17 protein-coding genes are annotated in these 19,456 nt (G+C 72.1%); 7 read left to right on the forward strand and 10 right to left on the reverse strand.

The annotated features are described in order from the left end of the window. Position 1: 1 nt before the first annotated feature. The 4 genes from kdpB to ACYVD5_RS20100 are packed head-to-tail and all read right to left on the reverse strand — an operon-like array spanning position 2 to position 4,131. On the reverse strand, positions 2-2,203 hold the full coding sequence (gene kdpB, locus ACYVD5_RS20085) for a potassium-transporting ATPase subunit KdpB (protein ID WP_461002636.1): 2,202 nt from the start codon (positions 2,201-2,203) through the stop codon (positions 2-4). A gap of 10 nt (positions 2,204-2,213) precedes the next feature. Beyond that, positions 2,214-3,908 (reverse strand): potassium-transporting ATPase subunit KdpA, encoded by a 1,695-nt coding sequence (gene kdpA, locus ACYVD5_RS20090; RefSeq protein WP_461002637.1) that lies wholly within the window; start codon positions 3,906-3,908, stop codon positions 2,214-2,216. Then, positions 3,908-3,997: a K(+)-transporting ATPase subunit F gene (gene kdpF, locus ACYVD5_RS20095; RefSeq protein ID WP_461002638.1), complete on the reverse strand. Its 90-nt coding sequence runs from the start codon at positions 3,995-3,997 to the stop codon at positions 3,908-3,910. The genes kdpA and kdpF overlap by 1 nt, the downstream gene beginning before the upstream one ends. Beyond that, complete coding sequence (locus ACYVD5_RS20100; RefSeq protein WP_461002639.1) at positions 3,994-4,131, reverse strand: hypothetical protein; 138 nt, start codon at positions 4,129-4,131, stop codon at positions 3,994-3,996. The genes kdpF and ACYVD5_RS20100 overlap by 4 nt, the downstream gene beginning before the upstream one ends. Positions 4,132-4,564: 433 nt before the next feature. Here ACYVD5_RS20100 and ACYVD5_RS20105 point away from each other — a divergent pair, with 433 nt between their 5' ends. Next, positions 4,565-7,117, forward strand: coding sequence for a sensor histidine kinase (locus ACYVD5_RS20105; RefSeq protein ID WP_461002640.1), 2,553 nt, complete (start codon positions 4,565-4,567; stop codon positions 7,115-7,117). A 106-nt stretch (positions 7,118-7,223) separates the two neighbouring features. On the opposite strand, the gene ACYVD5_RS20110 is transcribed toward ACYVD5_RS20105, so the two are convergent. Beyond that, a complete protein-coding gene (locus ACYVD5_RS20110; RefSeq protein ID WP_461002641.1) occupies positions 7,224-8,225 on the reverse strand; it encodes an aldo/keto reductase in 1,002 nt (333 codons plus the stop codon). A gap of 167 nt (positions 8,226-8,392) precedes the next feature. Between ACYVD5_RS20110 and ACYVD5_RS20115 the strand changes: the two genes are divergently transcribed. Continuing rightward, positions 8,393-9,313: an AraC family transcriptional regulator gene (locus ACYVD5_RS20115; RefSeq protein ID WP_461002642.1), complete on the forward strand. Its 921-nt coding sequence runs from the start codon at positions 8,393-8,395 to the stop codon at positions 9,311-9,313. A gap of 176 nt (positions 9,314-9,489) precedes the next feature. Here ACYVD5_RS20115 and ACYVD5_RS20120 read toward each other — a convergent pair whose 3' ends face one another. From ACYVD5_RS20120 to ACYVD5_RS20135, 4 genes are all read right to left on the reverse strand, one after another. Next, entirely contained in the window at positions 9,490-10,158 is a 669-nt protein-coding gene (locus ACYVD5_RS20120; RefSeq protein ID WP_461002643.1) for a response regulator, read from the reverse strand. A gap of 67 nt (positions 10,159-10,225) precedes the next feature. Further along, complete coding sequence (locus ACYVD5_RS20125) at positions 10,226-10,882, reverse strand: TetR family transcriptional regulator (RefSeq protein ID WP_461002644.1); 657 nt, start codon at positions 10,880-10,882, stop codon at positions 10,226-10,228. A gap of 65 nt (positions 10,883-10,947) precedes the next feature. Beyond that, complete coding sequence (locus ACYVD5_RS20130; RefSeq protein WP_461002645.1) at positions 10,948-11,856, reverse strand: patatin-like phospholipase family protein; 909 nt, start codon at positions 11,854-11,856, stop codon at positions 10,948-10,950. 43 nt (positions 11,857-11,899) lie between these two features. Then, complete coding sequence (locus ACYVD5_RS20135; protein ID WP_461002646.1) at positions 11,900-12,820, reverse strand: SDR family NAD(P)-dependent oxidoreductase; 921 nt, start codon at positions 12,818-12,820, stop codon at positions 11,900-11,902. 274 nt (positions 12,821-13,094) lie between these two features. Here ACYVD5_RS20135 and murQ point away from each other — a divergent pair, with 274 nt between their 5' ends. Beyond that, a complete protein-coding gene (murQ, locus tag ACYVD5_RS20140) occupies positions 13,095-14,054 on the forward strand; it encodes an N-acetylmuramic acid 6-phosphate etherase (RefSeq protein WP_461002647.1) in 960 nt (319 codons plus the stop codon). Between the two features lie 52 nt (positions 14,055-14,106). Then, positions 14,107-15,672 (forward strand): PTS transporter subunit EIIC, encoded by a 1,566-nt coding sequence (locus ACYVD5_RS20145; RefSeq protein ID WP_461002648.1) that lies wholly within the window; start codon positions 14,107-14,109, stop codon positions 15,670-15,672. Positions 15,673-15,722: 50 nt separating this feature from the next. Here ACYVD5_RS20145 and ACYVD5_RS20150 read toward each other — a convergent pair whose 3' ends face one another. Further along, positions 15,723-16,361, reverse strand: coding sequence for a TetR/AcrR family transcriptional regulator (locus ACYVD5_RS20150; RefSeq protein WP_461002649.1), 639 nt, complete (start codon positions 16,359-16,361; stop codon positions 15,723-15,725). Positions 16,362-16,644: 283 nt separating this feature from the next. Between ACYVD5_RS20150 and ACYVD5_RS20155 the strand changes: the two genes are divergently transcribed. From ACYVD5_RS20155 to ACYVD5_RS20165, 3 genes are all read left to right on the forward strand, one after another. Then, positions 16,645-17,055, forward strand: a complete 411-nt coding sequence (locus tag ACYVD5_RS20155) for a Dabb family protein (protein WP_461002650.1) — start codon at positions 16,645-16,647, stop codon at positions 17,053-17,055. A gap of 62 nt (positions 17,056-17,117) precedes the next feature. Further along, positions 17,118-18,569: an MFS transporter gene (locus ACYVD5_RS20160; protein ID WP_461002651.1), complete on the forward strand. Its 1,452-nt coding sequence runs from the start codon at positions 17,118-17,120 to the stop codon at positions 18,567-18,569. Positions 18,570-18,669: 100 nt separating this feature from the next. Further along, positions 18,670-19,374 (forward strand): TetR-like C-terminal domain-containing protein, encoded by a 705-nt coding sequence (locus tag ACYVD5_RS20165; protein WP_461002652.1) that lies wholly within the window; start codon positions 18,670-18,672, stop codon positions 19,372-19,374. Positions 19,375-19,456 lie beyond the last annotated feature (82 nt).

The following is a 19,456-nucleotide window of genomic DNA, read 5'->3' on the forward strand; positions in this document are numbered from 1 at the left end:
TTCAGGACACTCCAAGAGCGGTGAGGGCCATATCGATGAGCTTGATGCCGGCGAAGGGCGCGACGAGGCCGCCCAGCCCGTAGACCAGCAGGTTGCGGCGCAGGACAGCGGCAGCCGAGGCGGCGCGGAACCGCACGCCGCGCAGCGCCAGCGGGATCAGCGCGACGATGATCAGCGCGTTGAAGACGACCGCCGAGAGGATCGCCGAGTGCGGCGAGGCCAGGCCCATGACGTTCAGCCCTTCCAGAGCCGGAAGCACCCCGGAGAACATCGCGGGGATGACGGCGAAGTACTTGGCGACGTCGTTGGCCAGGGAGAACGTGGTCAGTGCGCCCCGTGTGACAAGGAGCTGCTTACCGACCTCGACCACCTTGACCAGCTTCGCGGGGTCGGAGTCGAGATCGACCATGTTCGCGGCCTCTTTGGCGGCCTGGGTGCCGGTGTTCATGGCCACGCCGACATCGGCTCGGGCCAGGGCCGGCGCGTCGTTGGTGCCGTCGCCGGTCATGGCGACCAGGCCGCCCTCGGCCTGGTGCCGCCGGATCGCGGCGAGCTTGTCCTCCGGGGTGGCCTCGGCGAGGAAGTCGTCCAGGCCCGCTTCCTCGGAAATGGCCTTGGCGGTGAGCGGGTTGTCGCCGGTGACCATGACCGTGCGGATGCCCATGGCGCGCAGCCGGGCGAACCGTTCGCCCATGCCGGGTTTGACGACGTCCTTCAGGTGGATCACGCCGAGCACCCGTGCGGTCTCTTGCTCTTGTTGTTGCTCGTGGTCCGCGTCCCGGTCCGCGTCCCGGTCCGGGCGCGGACCGCGGTCGGCGCGGGCGACCGCCAGCGGGGTGCCGCCGGCGGCGGAGATGCGGTCCGCGGCTTCGCGCGCGGCCTCGGGCACCGCGGCCCCGCTCTGGCGCACCCACTGCTCAACGGCGCCGATCGCGCCCTTGCGGATGCGGTAGCCGCTGCAGTCGACGCCGCTCATCCGCGTCCGGGCGGTGAAGGGCACCGCAACCACCGCGCCGGCGGTGCCGCCGTCCACTGCGCCCGCCGCATCCTCCGCGCCGACCGCGTCGGGGCCGCCCTGGGCGAAGGCGACGATGGAACGCCCCTCGGGGGTCTCGTCGGCCAGGCTGGAGCGGTAGGCGGCTTCGGCCAGCTCCCGGCCGGACACCCCGGGCATCGCGACGAACGCCGCCGCCTGCCGGTCGCCGAGGGTCACGGTTCCGGTCTTGTCCAGCAGCAGGGTGTCGACGTCGCCGGCGGCCTCCACCGCGCGCCCCGACACCGCCAGCACGTTGCTGCGCACCATCCGGTCCATCCCGGCGATCCCGATGGCCGACAGCAGCGCTCCGATCGTCGTGGGAATCAGGCAGACCAGCAGGGCGACCAGGACCACCACGTCCTGGCGCGCGGCGGAGTAGACGGCGAACGGCTGCAGGGTCACCACGGCGATCAGGAACACGATCGTCAGGCCGGCCAGCAGGATGTTCAAGGCGACCTCGTTGGGCGTCCGCTGCCGCTGCGCGCCCTCGACCAGCGCGATCATCCGGTCCAGGAACGTCCGGCCGGCGGCGGCGGTGATCCGCACGGTGATCCGGTCGGAGAGCACCCGGGTGCCGCCGGTGACGGCCGAGCGGTCGCCGCCCGACTCGCGGACCACCGGGGCCGACTCGCCGGTGATGGCCGACTCGTCGACGCTGGCCGCCCCCTCGATGACATCGCCGTCGCCGGGGATGGTCTCGCCCGCGGCGACCACGCACGTGTCGCCCGCGCTCAGGTGGGCGGCCGGCACCTGCTCCTCGGTGCCGTCCGGGGCCAGGCGCCGTGCGGTGGTTTCGGACCGGGTCTTGCGCAGCGCCGCGGCCTGGGCCCGGCCGCGGCCCTCGGCGAGCGCCTCGGCGAAGTTGGCGAAGAGCACCGTGAACCACAGAAACGCCGTGACCAGGCCGTTGAACATGTTGTCCGCGGCAGGGTCGGTGATCAGGTCCCGCAGGAACAGGGCGGTAGTGAGCAGGCTCCCGGCGAAGACCACGAACAGCACCGGGTTGCGCGCCTGCACCCGCGGGTGCAGCTTGGCGAAGCTTCCGGCGAGCGCGCGGCGCAGGATCGCCGGGTCCAGCAGTGCGCGCCGCTGCGGCGGGCGCGGGCCGAGCGGGGTACCGGTCGCGGCGGCGGGTTCGGGTGCCGCCTGTCGGATGGTGGTGGACACGTTGTCCCTCCTACAGGGAGAGGTGTTCGAGGATGGGACCCAGCGCGAGCGCCGGCAGGAACGTCAGGCCGGCGACGATCACGACGACCCCGATGACCAGCCCCGCGAACAGGGGCGTGTGCGTGGGCAGGGTGCCGGCGGTGGCCGGAGCGGGGTACTTGCGCGCCATCGAGCCGGCTATCGCCAGCACCGGGATGATCAGCAGGAACCGGCCGGCCAGCATCGCCAGGCCGAGGGTGGTCGTGTACCAGCCGGTCGAGGAGTCCAGTCCGGCAAACGCCGAACCGTTGTTGTTGGCGGCCGAGGCAAAGGCGTAGAGGATCTCGGTCAGCCCGTGTGCCCCGGTGTTCCCGCGCGAGGCGAGGGCCGGGTCGAGTACGGCCGAGGCGGCGGCGAACCCGAGCAGCACGGTCGGCATGGCCAGCAGGTACAGCACCACCAGCTTCATCTCCGGCGCCTGGATCTTCTTGCCGAGGTACTCGGGGGTGCGGCCGACCATCAGGCCGGCGGCGAACACCGCCAGAATCGCCATTACCAGCAGGCCGTTGAGGCCCACGCCGACACCGCCGGGGCTGACCTCGCCGAACATCATGTGGAGCAGCGCGGTGCCGCCGCCCAGCGGTGTGAAGCTGTCGTGCATGGCGTTGACCGACCCGTTGGAGGTCCCGGTCGTCGACGCCGCCCACAGTGCCGAAGCGGCCGATCCGAAGCGCACCTCCTTGCCCTCCAGGTAGCCCGCGGCCTGGTCCACGCCCAGCGGCGCGAGCCGGGGGTTGCCGCCGTTCTCCAGCGCCATGATGGCCACCGAGGCGGCCGCCCAGACGGTCGCCATGATCGCGAACACCGCGCGGCCCTGGCGGCGGTCGCCCACCAGGTGCCCGAAGGTAAACGCCAGGGCGAAGGGGATGATGAGGATCGCCCAGTTCTCGGCGAAGTTGCTGAGCGCGGTCGCGTTCTCGAACGGGTGCGCGGAGTTCATGTCGAAGAAGCCGCCGCCGTTGGTGCCCAGCTGCTTGATCGCGATCTGCCCGGCGGCGGGGCCGCCGGGGATGAGCTGGCGGGCGCCTTCCAGGGTGGTTGCGGTGGTGTTGCCGCTGAAGTTCTGCACCACCCCCTGTCCGACCAGCAGCAGCGCGAGCGCAAAGGACATCGGCAGCAGGATGCGCACGGTGCCGCGGGCCAGGTCGGCCCAGAAGTTGCCGATCGCGGTGGCGCGCCGGCGGGCCAGCCCGCGGATGAACGCGGCCATGACGGCCATGCCCGCTGCCGCCGACACGAAGTTCTGCACCGCCAGCCCGCTCATCTGGGTGAGGTGGCTCATCGTGTACTCGCCGCCGTAGGCCTGCCAGTTGGTGTTGGTCATGAAGCTCACGGCAACGTTGAACGCCACGTGCGGCGGGACCCCGGGCAGCCCGACCGGGTTGAGCGGCAGCACCCCTTGCAGCCGCAGCAGGGCGTAGAGCAGCACGAACGAGACCAGGCTGAACGCGAGCAGCGAAAGGGCGTATCCGCTCCAGCCCTGCTCGCGGGCGGGGTCGACCCGGCACAGCCGGTACACGGCCCTTTCCACGGGCAGGAACACGCGGTCGCCGGGCGCAGCGGGGCGGTCGCCGTAGACCGCGGCCATGTAGCGGCCGAGCACGGGGGCGGTGATCAGCAGGACCGTGACGAGCGCGGCCAACTGCAGCCAGGCGGAGCCGGGCATCAGAACCTCTCGGGGGCGAGCAGGGCGGCGAGCAGGTAGCCGGCCAGCGGGATGGCGATGATCAGTGCGAGGGCGTCGTCCCAGTTCACGGCGTCTCCACCGGGGTGCCTCGGTCTCCCGCGCCGGCGGGGCCCTCGCCGATGATCCGTTCGCAGCCGCGGATGTAGCCCGTGCACAGCGCGAAGAACGCGGCAGCGGTGAGCACGAACACGATGTCGGCCATCGTTCGGGCTCCTCTCGTGGTCTATGGGGCGGTATGGCGCGAAATGCGCTGAATCGACCTTCGACGTCCGCGCTGGGCGGTGGCCAGGTGCGCCAACGGCTCCTTAGCTCCGCGAGCACCGGAATTTAGCGGCGCGTTGACGGCGGCCCCTGCCGGCCTGCCGGCGCTCGGGAGCGCCGATGACCATGCAGGAACGCCCGGATTCCACAGCTGAGGCGGGTGGGCGTTTCCGCATGGTCACCACCGACCTCGCACAGGGACAGGGCTGCACCGGTACGGCACAGGCCCTGCGCGAGCAGCTTTGCCGCCCCGCCGTGGCGAGGCCGACACGTCGCCGGGCGCTAAGAACGCACTAAGCACCGTTGGCCGCGGCCCGCCGCCGGGCTACAACGGATCAGGTCGTGTTCGGCGCCTGTGGAGGGAAGCGGAGCCAATGGCCCGGGGAGAACTGCGCGTATATCTCGGAGCGGCGCCGGGAGTCGGCAAGACCTTCGCCATGCTGGCCGAGGCGCACCGCCGCAGGTCCCGCGGCGCCGACGTGGTCGCCGCCTGCGTCGAAACCCACGGGCGCCGCCGCACCGCGGCCATGGTCGGCGACCTGGAGACCGTGCCGCCCCAGACGGCGGTCCACCGCGGGGCGGCCTTTGCCGAGATGGACCTCGACGCCGTACTGGCCCGCAGGCCGCAGGTCGCCCTGGTCGACGAGCTGGCGCACACCAATGTCCCGGGCTCGGCCAACGCCAAGCGGTGGCAGGACGTCAAGACGCTGCTCGACGCCGGGATCACCGTGCTCTCCACGGTGAACATCCAGCATCTGGAATCGCTCAACGACGTCGTCAAGCAGATCACCGGGGTGGTCCAGCGCGAGACCGTGCCCGACGCCTGGGTGCGCCAGGCCGAACAGATCGAACTGATCGACATGGCCCCCGAAGCGCTGCGCCGGCGCATGGCCCACGGCAACGTCTACGCGGCGGCCGCGGCCGATACGGCGCTGCAGAACTACTTCCGGGTCGGCAACCTCACCGCGCTGCGCGAACTCGCGCTCCTCTGGCTCGCCGACAAAGTCGACGACCAGTTCGACCGCTACCGGGGCGAGCACGGTGTCACCGCCACCTGGGAAGCGCGAGAGCGGGTCGCGGTGGCGCTGACCGGGGGAGCCGAAGGCGAGACGCTGATCCGCCGGGCGGCCCGCATCGCCGCGCGCAGCAAGGGCGCCGACCTCCTGGCGGTTCACGTCGCCCGCTCCGACGGGTTGGCGGGTGCCGATCCGGCCCTGCTGGCCCGGCAGCGGGTGCTGGTCGAAAGCCTCGGCGGCACCTACCACCAGGTACTCGGCGATGACGTACCCACCGCGCTGATCGAGTTCGCGCGGGGCGCCAACGCGACCCAGCTTGTGCTCGGCGCCAGCCGCCGGAGCAGGCTCGGCCATGCGCTGTCACCGGGGGTCGGGATCACGACCACGGCGATGTCGGGCTCCATCGACGTGCACACGGTCACCCACGAGGAGGCCGCGCGGGGCAGGCGCCGTTCCACGGCGGCGGCAGCGGCACTGCCGCGGCACCGCCGCCTGGCCGGGTTCGCGCTGGCGCTGGGCGCGCTGCCGCTGCTGGTGCTCGGCAGCGGACTCCCGCACACCGAGTCGTCGCTGCCCACCGTCATCCTGCTGGTGCTCGCATCGGTGACCGCCGCCGCGCTGGCCGGAGGCATGGGCCCCGCGGTGCTCGCCGCCCTGGGCGGCTTCCTCATGCTGGACTTCTTCTTCACCCGGCCCTACCACACGCTTGTCATCGACCACCCGCACAACGTCCTGGCACTGGTCGTGTTCTCCGTCGTCGCGGTGGCGGTCAGCGCCGTGGTCGACCGGGCCGCCCGCCGCACCCGCGAGGCTGCGCGGGCCCACGCCCAAGCCCAGACACTGGCCGCGGTCGCCGGCAGCGTGCTGCGCGGCTCGCGCCCGCTCGCCGCGCTGCTGGAGCGGCTGCGCGAGACCTTCGGCTCGACGGCGGTGGCGCTGCTGGAGCGGTCGCCCGGCGCGCCGCCGGACCCCGCCGGGCAGTGGGCGCCCGAGGCCTGGTCGGTGGCCGCGTCGGCCGGCGAGCCGCCGCGGCTGGAGCCGGGCGCGGGCGATGTGGAGGTGGCCATCGACGGTGCGCTGCGGCTGGTGCTCCAGGGCACCCGGCTCGCCGCCGAGGACCGGCGGGTCGTGGAGGCCTTCGCCGCCCAGGCCGCCGTCGCACTGCGCCAGCAGCGGCTCGCCGAGGAGGCGGCCGCCGCGCGGCCCCTGGCCGAGGCCGACAAGCTGCGGACCGCGCTGCTCGCGGCGGTCAGCCACGACCTGCGCGGGCCGCTGGCCTCGGCCAAAGCCGTCGTGAGCAGCCTGCGCAGCCAGGAGGTCCGGTTGGACGAGCACGACCAGGCCGAGCTGCTCGCCACCGCCGACGAGGCGCTCGACCAGCTCAGCCGGCTGGTGGCCAACCTGCTGGACATGAGCCGCCTGCGCGCGGGCGTGCTCGGGGTGACACTGACCGACTTCGATGTCGCCGATGCGCTGGTCCCGGCCCTGGAGGAGCTCGGCCCCGCGGCCGGCGCCGTGCGGGTCGGGCTGCGTGACGGGCTGGGGGCGGTGCGCGCCGACCGCGGGCTGCTGCAGCGGGTGCTGGCCAACGTGGTCGGCAACGCCGTGCGGTTCAACCCTGCCGGCGCGCCGGTGGAGATCACCGCGGCGCAGACGTCCGAACGCATCGACCTGCGCGTCATCGACCACGGTCCCGGCGTGGCGGAGGCGGAGCTGGAGAGCATCTTCGCCTCGTTCCAGCGGCTGTCCGACACCGACAACAGCACCGGGGTGGGCCTGGGCCTGGCCCTGTCGCGCGGCCTGGCCGAGGCCATGGGCGGCGGCGTGGCGGCGGAACCCACCCCGGGCGGCGGACTCACCATCGTGGTCTCGCTGGTGGCGGCGGGAGGCTCGGGCGGGCAACCGCCGTGACGGCCGCAGGCGGCGGGGCGCCCGGCGGCGCGCAGTCCCGAGGTGGCGGCCAACCGCAACCACGTCGGCTTACCTGCTCACGCACGGCACCTCGTTCGCCGCCGCCTTACCCGAGCCCCGGCCTGCGGCGCAGGTCCGCGTTCTCCAGTGCGGGCGGTGCGGCCGCGTAATTGTCCGCGGGGTCCAGGTCGACCCCGGGCGGCACGATCTCGTCGATGCGGTCGAGCACGTCGTTCGGCAGTTCGGTTTCCACGCCGGTGAGCAGCCCGTCGAGCTGTTCGGCGGTGCGCGGCCCGATCAGCACGGAAGCCACGGCCGGGTGCGCGCGGACGAAGGCCGTTGCGAGCTGCGGCAGGGTCATCCCGGCGTCGGCGGCGAGGGTGGACAGTGCGGTGACGGCCGCGGCCTTGCGTCTGCCGGTCGGGGTCGAGGGATCGTAGTGCGACGGCAGCACGGGCGTCATGAGGGCGGCCCGGTGGGTCGATGCCGGGTCTGCGCGCCCCGACAGCCAGCCGCTGTTCAGCGGGCTGAAGGTGAGCACGCCCATGCCGTAGCGCTGCGCCGTGGGGAACACGGCGGCCTCGGGCCTGCGGGTGAAGAGGGAGTACATGGGCTGCTCGGTCGCAAACCGGTGGGTGTTGCGGCGCTCGGCCGCCCACTGCCCTTCGACGATCGCCTCCGCCGGGAACATGGACGAGCCGAACGCGCGGATCTTGCCGGCGCGCACGAGGTCGGAAAGTGCCGCGAGCGTCTCGCCGATATCCGTCCCATGGTCGGGGCGGTGCATCTGGTACAGGTCGATGTGGTCGGTGCCGAGCCGGCGGAGGCTGTTCTCGACCGCGCGGATGATCCACCGGCGCGAACCGCCCCGCTCATTCGGGTCCGCACTCATCGGCCGGCCGAACTTGGTCGCGATGACGACGCCTTCGCGGCGCGACTTGAGCGCCTTTCCGACGATCTCTTCCGACTCGCCTTTCGAGTAGACGTCGGCGGTGTCGATCGTGTTGATACCGGAGTCGAGTGCGCGGTGGATGATGCGGACCGAGTCGTCGTGATCGGGGTTTCCGAGTTTTCCGAACATCATCGCGCCGAGGGTGAACTCGCTCACGGAAATTCCGGTCGCGCCGATAATTCTGCTTTTCATTGGTGGCTTTTCGCCTTTCAGAGTCCATCCCGGGGTCACCTCCGATGCCATCACGCACCCCGCCGCGGCCGTTAGTCGGATCGTGCCGGGTTCTTGCACGATCCTGCCGACATTGCGCGTAGTCTCCGTCCGTGATCCCCAGCGACGAACGGTGCGCGGCCCTGCTCGGTGAACTGCGCACGCTGATCGAGCGGCACGCCGACCCCGCCCAGGCCAAGACGCGCATCCGGCCCGGCGCGGCCATCACCCGCGTCACCGCGCCCACCCCGCCGATGGCGGCGATGGCGGAGCCCTCGCTGGCGGTCGTGGGCCAGGGCGTCAAGCGCACGGTGCTCAACGGCACGCCCTACGACTACCGGGCCGGCCGGTTCGTCGTCGTGTCGCTCGATCTCCCGGTGACCGGCCAGGCACTGGAGGCCGCGCCCGATGCGCCGTTCGTCTGCTTCAGCATGGCGCTGAAACCGGCGCTGATCGCGCCGCTGCTGGTCGAGGCCGCCGACGCCGCGAAACCACCGGCTTTTTCCGGCCTCGCGGTCAGCGACGCAACCGCCGAACTGCTCGATCCCGTCGTGCGGCTGCTGCGGCTGGGGGACCGTCCCGCCGACCTGCGCGTCCTGGCGCCCGGAATCGAAAGGGAGATCCTGTGGCGCCTGATCACCGGTGAACAGGGCGCGCTCGTGCGCCAGATCGGTCTGGTCGACGGCAATCTGGCGCATATCTCACGGGCGATCCGCTGGATCCGCGAGCATTACAACGAACCGGTTCTCATCGCCGATCTGGCCGAAATCGCCGGCATGAGCCCATCGTCGTTCCACCGGCATTTCCGTGCGGCCACATCGATGACACCGGTCCGGTTCCAGAAGCGGCTCCGGCTCCAGGAGGCGCGGGCGCTGCTCGCGGCACGGCCGGCGCAGGTGGCCGAGGTCGGCTACTTGGTCGGCTACGGAAGCCCGTCGCAGTTCAGCCGCGAGTACCGCAACGAGTTCGGCACCCCGCCCGGCCGGGACGCCGCGCGGCTCAACGGTCCCGCGCTGTCGGGCGGCGCGTTGTAGGGCGGCGGGAGCCCGCGGGCTCGGCCCGCGGCGCTGCGCGGGCGCCCGGCGCATGGGCCGTGCGGGCCACGGTCACCACTCGACGGGCAGGCGCTTGACCCTGAAAAACGGGGAGTCGTCCCGCAGCAGGCTCCGGTAGCGGGTGTGGTCCGGCGGGTCCACGAGGTGGGACCGGTTCAGCCGCCGCGGACGTCGACCAGGCCGGTCTCGTAGGCGAGCACCACCGCCTGCACCCGGTCGCGCAGTTGGAGCTTCATCAGGATGCGTCCCACGTGGGTCTTGACCGTGGCCTCGGAAACCGACAGCCGGTCGGCGATCTCGGTGTTCGACAGCCCTCTGGCCACCACGGCGAGCACTTCGCGCTCGCGCGGGGTCAGTGCGTCCAGGGACGGCGGGGCGGGCGGGTCGTCCGCGCCGCCCGGCAGTTGGCCGGCGAAACGGTCGAGCAGCCGCCGTGTCGTGCTGGGCGCGACCACCGCATCGCCGGAGTGCACCGAGCGGATCGCCGACAGCAGGTCCGGGGGCCGGGAGTCTTTGAGCATGAAACCGCTCGCGCCGGCCCGCAGCGCCGCGTAGGCGTACTCGTCCAGGTCGAAGGTCGTCAGAATCAGCACCCGCGGGCCGCCGCCAACGGCGCAGATACGCCGCGTTGCCTCGACACCGTCCATCTGCGGCATCCGGATGTCCATGAGTACGACATCGGCCGCCACGGTGCGCAGCAGCTCCACCGCGGCGCCGCCGTCGCCGGCCTCGCCGACGACCTCCAGATCGGGTTGGGAGTCCAGGACCATCCGAAAGCCGGCCCGTACGAACTCCTGGTCGTCGACGAGTACGACGCGGATCATTCGGTGTGCGCTCCTCGATCCATGGGCCGGCGCGGGGTTGCGACCGGTGCGCTGCAAGACCGACCGGTCAATTGGGACTCCGGTTCCTGCGGGCGCCGTCCACGGCGGAGAAGGCGGCGTCCAGCAGCTCGGCCAACGCCACGCGCCCGTCTTCGCGGGTCCACGCCTCTCCGGCCGAGTCCAGGCAGGCTATGGCGCACGCGACCAGGGAACCGGCCTGCACGTCGAGCCGGGTGCCGGCGGCGCTGCCGGGTTCAGCGGTGCCGCCGCTGCCGGCCCCGCCGAGCCGGCGCCTGACCTCGGGTACCAGCTGCTCCTGCCACTGCAGGTGCTTCTCGATGCTGCGGGCCCGCAGCGACGGGGTCCCGTACATCATCTTCGAGACCTTCAGCATGCGTTCCTGGTCCTGGGGCGGGGCGGCGATATCCCACAGGGTGTTGCACAGCGCGCTCCACGGGGGCTCGGAACCGGGCCGGCTCTCCAGTACCCGTCTGGCCTCTTCGCCGTCCTCGGCGAGGCGGCCGAGCACGATGTCCTCCTTGGTGCCGAAGTACCGGAAGAACGACCGCCGCGAGATACCGGAGGCGCCGGCGATGTCGTCGATTGTGGTGGCGTCGAACCCGTTGTCCAGGAACAGGTTCATCGCCACATCGGTGATCTCCGCGTATGCTGCGCGCCGCGAACGCGTCCATAGGCGCTCGGTGTTTGTTTTATCCGGTTCCACGCCTCGATCGTAACCACACATGCCCGGCCGCCCCGCTCCGTCGTTCCTGCCGCAGCAGCGCCCGTTCAGCGGGTCAGCAGCGCGGCAAGGCGGCCGCCGACCTCGCCCGCCTGTTCCCTGCCGAGGTCGCGGGCCTGCTCGGCCAGCGCAGGGCCGCCCATCATGCCGGTGCCGCCGGCTCCCAGCGCCAGCAGCTCCGGCGAGGGTTCGACCGCCACGACCGCTGTTCCCGCGGCGGCCAGGTCCGCGAGCTCGCGGCGGACCACCGCAACAGCGGCGGCGAAGCCCTCGTGCATGCCGCCGGGCGGCGGGTCGAACGGGAAGCACGACAGTGCGACGACGCGGTCGGCGCCCGCGGCGGCGGAGGCGTTGAGGTGGCTGTGCACGCCGCCGTCCATGTAGCGGCGGCCGCCGATGGTGACCGTGGGCAGCAGGACCGGCGCGGCGCAGCTGGAGGCGACGCCCCGGGCCAGCTCCACGCCCGAATCCGGGCCCCACAGCGCCTGCTCGCCCGACTCCGTGTCGATCGCGGTGCACCGGAAGGCCGCCGGCCATTCGCGCCCGCTCAGCGCGGCCAACAAGCCGACCAGGGAGTCCTCGCCGATGCGGGTGGCGTGTTCGTTGGCAAGTCGGCCGATCGAGCGCAGTGCGGCATCGGGGTTGTCGTCCAGCCCCGCCTTGCCCATTGCATCGAGCAGTTCGCCGCCGGCATCGCGCATTTCGTCCCCGCTCATGGCGGCGCTGAGCCCGGCGATCGGCGTCAGCGCTTCGGCGGGGTCGGCGCCGGAGGCGAGGAAGGCGCCTACGAGCGAACCCGCCGACGTGCCGATCACGCGGTCCGCGCCGGACAGGTCGTACCCGGCTTCGGCCAGGCCGGTCAGCAGGCCGGTCTGCCAGCCGATGCCGACGGATCCGCCGCCGCCGAGTACCACAGCGGTGCTCTTGCGGCCGGTGGCGGGTTGGGTGGTGGACATGCGGTTCTCCTCTGTTCGCGGATGGTGGCCGGCGCGGATGCTGTCAGGCGGCTACCGAGTCGCCGGAGCCGTGGGAGCCGCCGGAGCCGTGGGAGCCGTGGGAGCCGTGGGAGCCGTGGGAGCCGGGGGAGTCCGGGGTGGCGGCCGAGTCGGTGGAGACGAGCGCTCCGGACGCGGTCAGGCGCCCGAATATGCGCACGATCCGGCGCCGGGACAGCAGGGCGGTGCCGACGGTGACCACTACCCGGTTCATCCGGCCGTGCATCACGCTCGGCGGCGGGTTGCGGCGGTCGAGCGCGTTCAGGGCCGTGCGCACGACGTCGGCGGGCGGCTGCAGCCGGGCCCCTCCCGCCGCGTCCTCCGAACCGGCGACGTCGAAGAACTCGGTCCGCGTGGCCCCGGGCGACAGTGCCATGACCCGCAGCCCGGTGCCGCGCGACTCCTCCCACAGGGCCTCGGTGAAGCTGAGGACGAACGCCTTGGTCGCCCCGTAGACGGCCAGCCACGGATCGGGCTGGTAGGCGGCCATGCTCGCGACGTTGACGAGTACGCCCCGCCCGTCGGCGCGCAGTTGCCCGATGAACGCCCTGCTGATGTCGGTGACCGCCGCGATGTTCACCGCGATCTCGCGCTGCAGCCGCTGCGGGTCCTGCGCGTGGAAGCCGCCGTAACCGGCGAATCCGGCGTTGTTGACCACGCTGGTCACCGTGATGCCGAGTTCCCGCGTGCGCTCCACCAGCGCTGCGCCGGGGTTCGCCGCGGCGAGGTCGAGCGGGACCACGTGCACGTGCACGCCATGTGCCGCGCGGAGTTCGCCGGCCAGGTGCTGCAACCGGTCCTCGCGGCGGGCGACCAGCACGAGGTCGGATCCGCGTGCTGCGAGGTGGCGGCCGAACTCGGCGCCGATACCGGAACTGGCACCGGTGATCAGCGTTGTTTGCCCGTTGTACTGCACTGCACCCATGGCATGTCCTTTTCCTGTTCCTGTCGTACGCCGCTCCGGCAATTGGCACTATACGACACTCTGGCACTCGGTGCCAGTAGGGCAGTAGATGTCGTGGGGTGTTCCGGGGTGGGGCGGCTGCTTGTGCCGTGCCGCCGCGACAGGCTCCGAGGTGTTCGGGCGTGCCCGCCCGACCCTTTGGAATGAAGGTTTCCTACTTGACATTTGGTGCACTTGGTGGAAATTTGCGAACATCTCACAGAGGTGCACACGGCGGAAGGGACTGCTCCTCCTCATGGCCACTACCGGGACCAGCGGAACCGACGACTCCGTCCGCAAGCTGCGGGCCGACCTCAACGGGTTGGCCACCGAAGGCCGCCGGGACGACCTCAGCGGCATCGACCGGATGGACACCGAGACCATCGTGCGCACCATGAACGCCGAGGACGCCACCGTGGCTCCGGCGGTGGGCGCGGCGGCACCGGCCATCGCCGCCGCCGTCGACGCCATGGCCGAGCGGATGGCCCGCGGTGGGCGGCTCATTTATGTCGGCGCCGGCACAGCGGGCCGGCTCGGCGTGCTGGACGCCTCGGAGTGCCCGCCCACCTTCAACACCGATCCGGAACAGGTGGTCGGGCTGATCGCCGGCGGCCCGTCGGCGATCAGCAACGCGGTCGAGGGCGCCGAGGACGACACCCGGGCCGCAGCGGCCGACCTGGACGCGCTGCGGCTCACCCGCGAGGACACGGTGGTGGGCATCTCCGCTTCCGGACGAACCCCCTACTCCGTCGCCGCGGTGCGCCACGCCGCCGAGCGCGGCGCGCTGACCATCGGCGTCTCCGCCAACCCGGGCTCGCCGCTGGGAGCGGCCGCCACCCACCCCATCGAGGTCGGCACCGGCCCCGAGTTGATCGCCGGCTCCACCCGGTTGAAAGCCGGCACCGCCCAGAAACTGGTGCTGAACACCCTGTCGACGGTCGCCATGATCCGCATGGGCAAGACCTACGGCAATCTCATGGTCGACTTGCGCAGCACCAACGACAAGCTCCGCGCCCGCAGCCACCGGATCGTGGAAATGGCCACCGGCGCCGATGACGACGAGGTCGCCCGGGCCCTGACCGCAACCGGCGGCGACGTCAAAACCGCCATCCTCACCATTCTCGGCGGCGTGGGCGCCGACGAGGCGGCCCGCCTCCTCGGCGCCTGCGGCGGCCGGCTCCGCGACGCGGTCGAATCGGCCGCCTCCGGGGGCTGAGTCCCGCCCCCGGCACACCCCCAACCCCCCCGTGCCCGGAAGGAAGCTGGCAATGAGCGACTCGGGTGCCGCCGGCCACGCGGCGACAGCGCGCGACCTCCTCGCGCTGGTCGGCGGCGAAAGCAACGTCATCTCCACCACCAACTGCATCAGCCGGCTCCGGGTCGGGGTCGCCGATCGTGCACGGGTCCAAGAGCAGCGGATCCGCGACCACCCCAAGGTGCTCGGGGTGGTCGAAGACGAGACGTTCCAGATCGTGCTGGGCCCCGCGGCGGTCTCCAAGGTCGCCGCGGAGTTCACCCGGCTCCTCGAAGCCGAACGGGCCGGCACCGAGCCGGGCGAGCCCGAGCAGGTCGGTGCCGAGCAGGTCGGTGCTGAGCAAGCCGCCGCCGGCGGCACCGGAACCGGAACCGGAGCACCGGCGGAGGCCCCGCCCTCCGGTTCCGGCGGCACGCCCGCCGACGCAGCGGCGCTGGCGGCCAAGGGCGCGGCCATCCGGGCGGAGAACAAGCGGCGCAACGCCACCACGTTCAAGCTGCTGCTGCGCCGCATCGCCAACATCTTCGTGCCGCTGATCCCCGCGCTGATCGCGTGCGGCATCGTGGCCGGTGTCACCGGTGTGTTCGCCAACCTGGGTTGGCTGACTCCCGTGCTGCCCGCGCTGGACGCCGTGTCCAAGGGCTTCATGTCGCTGATCATGGTGTTCGTGGGCATGAACGCCGCCAAGGAGTTCGGCGGCACCCCGGTGCTGGGCGGGGCGGTGGCCGCGATCATCCCGTTCGCCGGGGTCGCCGACATCGACGCGTTCGGCGCCGACCTCGCGCCCGGGCAGGGCGGGGTGCTGGGTGCGCTGGGCGCGGCGGTGCTGTGCGCCTACGTCGAACGCTGGACGCGCCGGTGGGTGCCCGGCACCCTGGACATCCTCATCACCCCGACCGTCGCCGTCCTGGTTTCGGGACTGGTCACGGTGTACGGGCTGATGTTCCTCGCCGGAGAACTGTCGGCGGCCATCGGAGTGGCGGCCGACTGGCTGCTGGGCCAGGCAGGGGCGCCGGCCGGCCTGCTGCTGGGCGGCCTGTTCCTGCCGCTGGTGATGCTCGGGCTGCACCAGGCCCTCATCCCGATCCACACCACCCTGATCGAGGCGGACGGTTACACCGTGCTGCTGCCGGTGCTGGCGATGGCCGGAGCCGGGCAGGTGGGCGCCGCGCTGGCGGTCTATGCGCGCCTCAAGCACAACGCGGGGATCCGCGCCACGATCCGCTCGGCGCTGCCCGCCGGCCTGCTCGGGGTGGGCGAGCCGCTCATCTACGGAGTGACGCTGCCGCTCGGCCGGCCCTTTCTGACCGCGTGCGCCGGCGGCGCGGCCGGCGGCGGCTTCCTCGGCCTGGCCAACCAGTTGGGGGTCAGCGCGGGCTCGACCGCCATCGGACCCTCCGGATGGGCACTGTTCCCGCTGGTGCAGGGCAGCCAGGGGATCGGCGCCGCGATCCTGGTCTACGGGCTGGGGCTGGTGGTCGGCTATGTCGCCGGCTTCCTGCTGACCTACTTCTTCGGATTCAGCCGCCAGGAGGCGGCCGACCTCAACGCGGCCGAGAGCCTGGCGCCGGACACCTGAGCCGGGTCGGCCGGGACGCGCAGGCCGGCGGGGCATGGCCGACCCGCCGGTCAGCGGTAGGCGCGCAGGAACGCGTCGACGCCGTCGGCGATGATGGCGGGGATCTCCGACTCGCCCCCCTTGCTCGCGGCGCCGGTGGGGCCGGCCCGGAGCGCGTCCAACGCGATGAGCAGGGTCAGCGCCGTGAAGTGCTGCACGGCGCGGCGCGGGTTGTCCGTCCGGAGTTCGCCCGCGGCCGCAAGCTTCTGGAACAGCTCCTCCAGCATCCGTTCGGGCTGCTCCTGCCCGGCCCCGAGCGCGGGCGCCTGGCGCCCCTGGGCGTTCAGGTTGCGGTAGGCCACGAACTCCGATGACGGGAACGCCTCGGTCGCGACCCGCAGCGCAAAACCCATCAGCGCGTCGCGAAGATCGCGCCCCTCGGTGAACTCGTCTTCGACGACCGCGTGCACGGTCGCCACCAGGGAGTCGCCGACCCGCGCGAGGGCGCTGTCGAAGAGGGTCTGCTTGTCGCCGAAGTAGTCGTAGACGGTGCGCTTGGACACCTTGGCCCGCGCCGCGATGGTGTCGACGCTGGTGAGCTCGTAGCCCTCGGACACGAACAGTGCCTCGGCGGCATCCAGGATGGCCGTCCGCTTGCTCGGGGATCCCTGCCGCAGCCCGGTGGTCGTCTGCTCGGTCGCTCGCGCCATGCCCACACTCTATTCCCGCCATTTAACACTGCACTGTGTAGTGCAAATCTACCCCACTCTCCTCGGTTGGAGAAGTGCGCGCCGCTTCCGGGGGCCGCTCCGGCCGCAGGTCCGCGGTGTAGGGCGGGGTTGCCGGCCGGTCGCCCGCTCTCTTGGTGGCGGCGAGTGCCTCAGGTCACGATTGACGTAAAGAGTTAAAGGTTTTAACTTCAAATAAGACGCTTAACGATCGTCACGGACACTAATACCGGTGGCCGGTAACAGCGACATCCGAGGAGCAATCGTGATCTACCACTACATCCGCCTGGCCGTGCGCTCCGATGCGCCGAGCGAGCAGGTCGAGACCGCCCTGGAAAGCCTGCGCGAGATGGGCCGCACCATCGGTGCCGTCAAGCAATGGGCGGTGGGCCGCGACGTCGGCGGCGACTTCGACTACGGCGCCATGTTCGCCGTGGAGGACATCGACGGCTACCGCGAGTACATGTTCGACCCGCTGCACCGGCAGACCGACACGATCGGCCTGCCGCTGCTCAGCAATATGGTGTCGCTGGACCTCGTCGACGACGGCGACCCGGAGGTGGCCGACCGGATCCGGCAGATCCACGCCGAGCGGTTCGCCGGCGACCCCGACCTGGTCGACCTGCTGAACGGCCTCGACTCCTACACCGGCAGCAGCGGTCCCACCGGCGCATGAAACGCACCGGCGGTGGGGCCGCGCGGTCCCACCGCCGGGCCCCGATCGAAAGGTCCCCAACTGTGAGCGCCACGCCCTCCCGCTCGTCCACCCGAGCGGTCCTACTGGTCCTGGCCGCCGGAGCGGGAGCGTTCGCGGTCCTGCAATCCCTGGTCATGCCGGTGCTGCCGGACATCCAGGCGCGGCTGGAGACCACGCAGAACACCGTTACCTGGGTGCTGACCGCCAACCTGCTCTCAGCCGCCGTGTGCACGCCGGTACTCGGCCGCATCGGCGACATGGTCGGCAAGAAACGCACACTGGTGGCGGTGCTGGCCACCCTCGCGGTCGGCTGCGTACTCGCCGCACTCGCCCCGAACATCGGCGTCCTCATCGCGGCCCGTGTCATCCAAGGTGCCGCCGGCTCGGTGTTCCCGCTCGCCTACGGGATCATCCGCGACCATTTCCCCGGGCCGAAGATCGCCCCGGCCGTGTCGGCGGTCTCGGCGGTCGTCGGGGTCGGCGGCGGGCTGGGCATCGTGCTCGCCGGGCCGATCGTGTCCGGGCTGGGATTCCCGTGGCTGTTCTTGGCCCCGGCGCTGGCCGTTGCCGCCGCAGCAGTGGCGGCGATCGCGGTCGTGCCCGAGTCTCCGGTGAGCGGCCCCGTGCACATCAACTGGACCGCCGCGGCGCTGCTGGCGGGTTGGCTGGTGTGCCTGCTGCTCGGGTTCAGCCTGGCCCCGGTGCAGGGCTGGACGGCGGCCCCGGTGCTCGGCCTGCTCGGTGGGGCGGTGCTGCTGCTGGGGGCGTGGGTGGCGGTCGAGCTGCGCGCGGCGCATCCGCTGATCGACATGCGCATCATGCGGCTGCGGGCGGTGTGGACCACCAACCTTGCCGCGCTGCTGTTCGGAGCCGCCCAGTTCTCGGTGTTCGGGTTCCTGCCGCAGTTCGTCCAAACGGACCCGGCCGCCGGCTACGGATTCGGCGCCGACCTCACCGCCACCGGGCCGCTCATGCTCCCCATGCTGGTCGCCATGTTCCTCGCCGGGATCGCCAGCGGCCGCATCTCCCACATCGCGGGCCCGCGGATGCAGCTGGCGGCCGGATCCGCGCTGAGCGCCTCGGGACTGCTCGCGCTGGCGCTGATTCACGAGCTGCCCTGGCAGGTCGCCGCCGCGGGCGCGGTGTTCGGCGCCGGTGCGGGCGCCGCGATCGCGTCGATGGCCAACCTCATCGTGTCCAGTGTCCCCAGCACCCACACCGGAGCCGCGGGCGGCATGAACGCCAACTTCCGCAGCATCGGCGGGGCGATCGGCACCGCGATCACCTCCAGCATCGTCACCGCCGGGGTGCTGCCCGGCGCCGCGCCGCCCGAGGACCACTACGGCACCGGGTTCCTGCTGCTCGCCGGCTTGGCGGCGGCCGCATGCGCCGCAGCGCTGCTCGTGCCCGCGCCCCGGCGCGCCGCCCACGCAGCGGAGCCGGCAGCCGCGCAGGCGCCGCAGTCCGCCCCGGTGCCCCCGGCGGGGAGGTGAGCCCGGCCGATGCACCCGACCGGTTAAAGTCTTCAACGGTCTGACAGCGGCCGCGGTCGGCGCGGAAAGTCGGCAGGGGAGCAGGAAAGGGGACACCGGATTGCCGAAGCGGGGCGAAGACAAGCAGGGGACGGCCAAGCACGGAGGTGCTTCCGGGCCGCGGCAGCGCTACCGGAAGCAGGTCACCGACGAGATCAAGCAGCTCGCGGTCGACCAGTTGGCCACCGGCGGCGCGGCGGCGCTGTCGCTGTCGGCCATCGCCGCCGAGCTAGGGTTCACCACGCCTGCGCTCTACCGGTACTTCGCGAGCCGCGACGAGCTGCTGACCGAACTGATCGTCGACGGATACAGCGGCATGGCCGACGCCATCGAAGGCGCCGCCGCGGCCGGCACCGGAACACCGAAGGAGCGGCTGCTGCGGCTGGCCGCCGCCTACCGGCGGTGGGCGCTGGACAACCCGCACCTGTACCTGCTGGTCGTGGGCACCCCGGTGCCCGGATACACGGCGCCCGCCCACACCCGCGATGCCGCACGGCGCGTCCTGAGCCCGTTCGTCCGGGTCTTCGAGGCCCTGCTGCCGCCCACCGACACCGCGCTGGATCGGCAGTTCGCGGCCTGGATCGCGGACGACCCGGCCGCGCACGGCGGTTCGCCGGGCTGGGCGCTGCGCGCCGCCGTGGCCGCCTGGGCGCGGCTGCACGGCCTGGTCAGCTTGGAGGTCCAGGGCAATTTCGCCGGGATGCGGTTCGACCCCGAAGCATTGTTCACCGCCGAGGTCGAGGCCCTCGCCGCGCCGGAACGGTAGTGCGGAAAACCCGGCGCCGGCGCGGCGGGGGACGAGAGACCTGCCGCAGGACCAAAGGTGGGCAGCGGCCCTACCGCCTTAC

This window comes from Streptomonospora sediminis, assembly GCF_054778995.1.